The organism is Photobacterium rosenbergii (assembly GCF_033022775.1).
In the GTDB taxonomy this organism is placed as follows: Bacteria; Pseudomonadota; Gammaproteobacteria; order Enterobacterales; family Vibrionaceae; genus Photobacterium; species Photobacterium rosenbergii_A.
The window spans coordinates 1-5,000 of sequence record NZ_JAWJZI010000039.1 but is presented as its reverse complement, the minus strand read 5'-3'; the positions used below and the strand labels follow the sequence as shown (position 1 = coordinate 5,000).

General features: G+C 52.4%; 11 tRNA genes and 3 rRNA genes (1 of these 14 running past the window's edge). All 14 read left to right on the top strand.

The window, feature by feature from the left end:
• Window positions 1–248: ribosomal RNA gene (locus R2X38_RS26545) — 16S ribosomal RNA — on the top strand; it begins 1,306 nt to the left of the window's first position.
• Between the two features lie 186 nt (window positions 249–434).
• Window positions 435–3,360, top strand: a 23S ribosomal RNA gene (locus R2X38_RS26540).
• Window positions 3,361–3,528: 168 nt separating this feature from the next.
• Window positions 3,529–3,644, top strand: a 5S ribosomal RNA gene (gene rrf / locus R2X38_RS26535).
• The 16S, 23S and 5S rRNA genes sit together here with 11 tRNA genes alongside, the layout of an rRNA operon.
• Before the next feature lie 3 nt (window positions 3,645–3,647).
• Window positions 3,648–3,723, top strand: a tRNA-Val gene (locus tag R2X38_RS26530).
• A 145-nt stretch (window positions 3,724–3,868) separates the two neighbouring features.
• Window positions 3,869–3,945: transfer RNA gene (locus tag R2X38_RS26525), tRNA-Met, on the top strand.
• A 2-nt stretch (window positions 3,946–3,947) separates the two neighbouring features.
• A tRNA-Asp gene (locus R2X38_RS26520) sits at window positions 3,948–4,023 on the top strand.
• Window positions 4,024–4,032: 9 nt separating this feature from the next.
• Window positions 4,033–4,107: transfer RNA gene (locus tag R2X38_RS26515), tRNA-Gln, on the top strand.
• 6 nt (window positions 4,108–4,113) lie between these two features.
• Window positions 4,114–4,189: transfer RNA gene (locus tag R2X38_RS26510), tRNA-Lys, on the top strand.
• 12 nt (window positions 4,190–4,201) lie between these two features.
• Window positions 4,202–4,286: transfer RNA gene (locus R2X38_RS26505), tRNA-Leu, on the top strand.
• Between the two features lie 23 nt (window positions 4,287–4,309).
• Window positions 4,310–4,384: transfer RNA gene (locus R2X38_RS26500), tRNA-Gly, on the top strand.
• Between the two features lie 26 nt (window positions 4,385–4,410).
• A tRNA-Leu gene (locus R2X38_RS26495) sits at window positions 4,411–4,499 on the top strand.
• A gap of 20 nt (window positions 4,500–4,519) precedes the next feature.
• Window positions 4,520–4,596 (top strand) — tRNA-Arg (locus R2X38_RS26490).
• Window positions 4,597–4,601: 5 nt separating this feature from the next.
• Window positions 4,602–4,678: transfer RNA gene (locus R2X38_RS26485), tRNA-Pro, on the top strand.
• 55 nt (window positions 4,679–4,733) lie between these two features.
• Window positions 4,734–4,809 (top strand) — tRNA-Ala (locus tag R2X38_RS26480).
• Window positions 4,810–5,000 lie beyond the last annotated feature (191 nt).

Below are 5,000 nucleotides of genomic sequence, written 5' to 3'. Positions count from 1 at the left end.
CTCAGTTCGGATTGTAGGCTGCAACTCGCCTACATGAAGCTGGAATCGCTAGTAATCGTGGATCAGCATGCCACGGTGAATACGTTCCCGGGCCTTGTACACACCGCCCGTCACACCACGAGAGTTTGTAACACCCGAAGTCGGTGGGGTAACCTTTATGGAGCCAGCCGCCGAAGGTGGGACAGATGATTGGGGTGAAGTCGTAACAAGGTAGCCGTATCGGAAGGTGCGGCTGGATCACCTCCTTTCTAAGGATAATTTCGGAACAGACCTTCGGGTCTGACTTGACGTCTTGCAGTTCAGTTTTGAATGTTCATACATTCAAGACCTGTTCTTTGAAAACTGGATAGAACGACATTGATTGTAACAAAACACAACGTCAAGCAATTGACGTGTGACCTTAAAGTCTCTTCTTTATGGAGAGCACTAACTTAGGTTAAGTTAGGAAGGGCGCACGGTGGATGCCTTGGCACTAGGAGCCTATGAAGGACGGCACTAACACCGATATGCTTCGGGGAGCTGTAAGTGAGCTTTGATCCGGAGATTTCCGAATGGGGAAACCCAGCACGCGTAATGGCGTGTTACCTTCCAGTGAATACATAGCTGGTCGGAGGCAGACCCAGGGAACTGAAACATCTAAGTACCTGGAGGAAGAGAAAGAAAAATCGATTCCCTGAGTAGCGGCGAGCGAAACGGGAAGAGCCCAAACCAAGAGGCTTGCCTCTTGGGGTTGTAGGACACTCTATACGGAGTTACAAAGGCAAGGGGTAGACGAAGCGGTCTGGAAAGGCCCACGACACGAGGTAAGAGTCCTGTAGTCCAAACCCATTGCCCTCCAGAGTGGATCCTGAGTACGGCGGAACACGTGAAATTCCGTCGGAATCCGGGAGGACCATCTCCCAAGGCTAAATACTCCCTAGTGACCGATAGTGAACCAGTACCGTGAGGGAAAGGTGAAAAGCACCCCGGAAGGGGAGTGAAAGAGATCCTGAAACCGTGTGCCTACAAGTAGTTAGAGCCCGTTCATGGGTGATAGCGTGCCTTTTGTAGAATGAACCGGCGAGTTACGATTCCATGCAAGGTTAAGTCGAGGAGACGGAGCCGCAGCGAAAGCGAGTCTGAACAGGGCGAATGAGTATGGGGTCGTAGACCCGAAACCAGGTGATCTACCCATGTCCAGGATGAAGGTGAGGTAACACTCACTGGAGGTCCGAACCCACGCACGTTGAAAAGTGCGGGGATGAGGTGTGGGTAGCGGAGAAATTCCAATCGAACCTGGAGATAGCTGGTTCTCTCCGAAATAGCTTTAGGGCTAGCCTCAGATGTAGAATCTCGGAGGTAGAGCACTGTTTGGACTAGGGGCCCATCCCGGGTTACCGAATTCAGACAAACTCCGAATGCCGATGATTTGTATCTGGGAGTCAGACTGCGAGTGATAAGATCCGTAGTCAAGAGGGAAACAGCCCAGACCACCAGCTAAGGTCCCCAAGTAACCGTTAAGTGGAAAAGGATGTGGCGTTGCTTAGACAACCAGGATGTTGGCTTAGAAGCAGCCATCATTTAAAGAGTGCGTAATAGCTCACTGGTCGAGTGACGCTGCGCCGAAAATGTATCGGGGCTAAACGGTTCACCGAAGCTGTGGATGCATACCTCAGGTATGCGTGGTAGGAGAGCGTTCTAAGGGCGTCGAAGTCTGACCGGAAGGACAGGTGGAGCGCTTAGAAGTGAGAATGCCGGTATGAGTAGCGAAAGATGGGTGAGAATCCCATCCACCGTATGACCAAGGTTTCCTGAGGAAGGCTCGTCCGCTCAGGGTCAGTCGGGACCTAAGTCGAGGCCGATAGGCGTAGACGATGGACAACAGGTTGATATTCCTGTACCACCTCCCCGCCATTTGAGTGATGGGGGGACGCAGTAGGATAGGGAAGCGTGCCGCTGGATGTGCACGTTCAAGCAGTGAGGTGTGATGTGAGGCAAATCCCGCATCTGTAACATTGAGCTGTGATGAGGAGGACATCGTCCGAAGTTTCTGATTTCACGCTGCCAAGAAAAGCCTCTAGCGAGGCGGGAGGTGCCCGTACCGCAAACCGACACAGGTGGTCGAGGAGAGAATCCTAAGGTGAGCGAGTGAACTCTCGTTAAGGAACTCGGCAAAATGACCCCGTAACTTCGGGAGAAGGGGTGCTCTGACAGGGTGAAAGCCCGAGAGAGCCGCAGTGAATAGGCCCAGGCGACTGTTTAGCAAAAACACAGGTCTCTGCAAAACCGTAAGGTGACGTATAGGGGCTGACGCCTGCCCGGTGCTGGAAGGTTAAGAGGAGTGCTTAGCGCAAGCGAAGGTGCGAATTGAAGCCCCAGTAAACGGCGGCCGTAACTATAACGGTCCTAAGGTAGCGAAATTCCTTGTCGGGTAAGTTCCGACCCGCACGAAAGGCGTAACGATCTGGGCACTGTCTCAACGAGAGACTCGGTGAAATTATAGTACCTGTGAAGATGCAGGTTACCCGCGACAGGACGGAAAGACCCCGTGGAGCTTTACTGTAGCCTGATATTGAATTTTGGTGCAACTTGTACAGGATAGGTAGGAGCCTAAGAGCCCGGAGCGCCAGCTTCGGAGGAGGCGTCGGTGGGATACTACCCTGGTTGTATTGAAATTCTAACCCATGCCCCTGATCGGGGCAGGAGACAGTGTCAGGCGGACAGTTTGACTGGGGCGGTCGCCTCCTAAAGTGTAACGGAGGCGCCCAAAGGTTCCCTCAGAATGGTTGGAAATCATTCGCAGAGTGTAAAGGCATAAGGGAGCTTGACTGCGAGACCTACAAGTCGAGCAGGGTCGAAAGACGGGCTTAGTGATCCGGTGGTTCCGCATGGAAGGGCCATCGCTCAACGGATAAAAGCTACCCCGGGGATAACAGGCTTATCTCCCCCAAGAGTCCACATCGACGGGGAGGTTTGGCACCTCGATGTCGGCTCATCGCATCCTGGGGCTGTAGTCGGTCCCAAGGGTTGGGCTGTTCGCCCATTAAAGCGGTACGCGAGCTGGGTTCAGAACGTCGTGAGACAGTTCGGTCCCTATCCGTCGTGGGCGTAGGAAATTTGAGAGGAGCTGTCCTTAGTACGAGAGGACCGGGATGGACACACCGCTGGTGTACCAGTTGTCTTGCCAAAGGCATCGCTGGGTAGCTATGTGTGGACGGGATAAGTGCTGAAAGCATCTAAGCATGAAGCCCCCCTCAAGATGAGATTTCCCATTACGCAAGTAAGTAAGATCCCTCAAAGACGATGAGGTAGATAGGTTCGGGGTGGAAGCGTGGCGACACGTGGAGCTGACGAATACTAATCGATCGAGGACTTAACCAAAAATTTAGATGTGAAGTGACCTGCGCCAGAAATTCCGAGAAAATCAGGCGTGCACAAAGAGGCGTCCTTTGCCTCATTGGGTGCGACAGATTTTGGAGTGTATTTCTAGGTCACGGAACTCGACACAATCAATGAAGTTCTATCCAGTTTTGAGCGAACAGGCTCATGTCTAGTGATGATGGCGAAGAGGTCACACCCGTTCCCATACCGAACACGGAAGTTAAGCTCTTCAGCGCCGATGGTAGTTGGGGGTCTCCCCCTGTGAGAGTAGGACGTCGCTGGGCAATGGAGGATTAGCTCAGCTGGGAGAGCACCTGCCTTACAAGCAGGGGGTCGGCGGTTCGATCCCGTCATCCTCCACCATTTAATTGAAAAGTGGAATAGCCTGCTCCAGAAAGTCCGAGAAAATCAGGCGTGCACAAAGAAGCGTTCTTTGCTTCATTGGGTGCGACAGATTTTAGAGTGAATTTCTAGGCTATGAAACTAGATTAAAAAAGAATAGTATTGTCGCGGGGTGGAGCAGTTCGGTAGCTCGTCGGGCTCATAACCCGAAGGTCGCAGGTTCAAATCCTGCCCCCGCAACCAATGGTCCCGTGGTGTAGCGGTTAACATGCCTGCCTGTCACGCAGGAGATCGCGGGTTCGATTCCCGTCGGGACCGCCATTTTAATACTGGGGTATAGCCAAGCGGTAAGGCAACGGATTTTGATTCCGTCATGCCTAGGTTCGAATCCTAGTACCCCAGCCATTTTACGAGCCATTAGCTCAGTTGGTAGAGCATCTGACTTTTAATCAGAGGGTCGAAGGTTCGAGTCCTTCATGGCTCACCATTTTATGAATATGCGGGTGTGGCGGAACTGGCAGACGCACTAGACTTAGGATCTAGCGCCGCAAGGCGTGGGGGTTCGACTCCCTTCACCCGCACCATTTTCATAGAACATCTATACCATGCGGAAGTAGTTCAGTGGTAGAACACCACCTTGCCAAGGTGGGGGTCGCGAGTTCGAACCTCGTCTTCCGCTCCATTATTTTTTTGCCTTTTTACACCCTTGCCGGGGTGGCGGAACTGGCAGACGCACAGGACTTAAAATCCTGCGGTAGGTGACTACCGTACCGGTTCGATTCCGGTCCTCGGCACCACTTTTCATAAAAAAGCATATGCGCCCGTAGCTCAATTGGATAGAGTACTTGACTACGAATCAAGCGGTTAGAGGTTCGAGTCCTCTCGGGCGCGCCATCATACGAGAAGTAGCTCAGCTTGGTAGAGCACTTGGTTTGGGACCAAGGGGTCGCAGGTTCGAATCCTGTCTTCTCGACCATTTATCTTTTATTCCAGAGGATTTCAATCTGCCAGACAGATTGGAAGCTGATCAAGGGGCCTTAGCTCAGCTGGGAGAGCGCCTGCCTTGCACGCAGGAGGTCAGCGGTTCGATCCCGCTAGGCTCCACCATGAACATTGAAAACTGAACATGCAAGACGTCAAGATAGAGCGTCACCGCCCCGACCCCCGTTGGGTGTGCGTGACGCAAACCGAACCAAGTCGCATCCTTTAACGGGATGTGATGGACGTTCAAAAATGGACATCATGATGATGCCAGCAACAAAATGAGCTTACATTAAGTTCTCTATTATGGAGAGTTT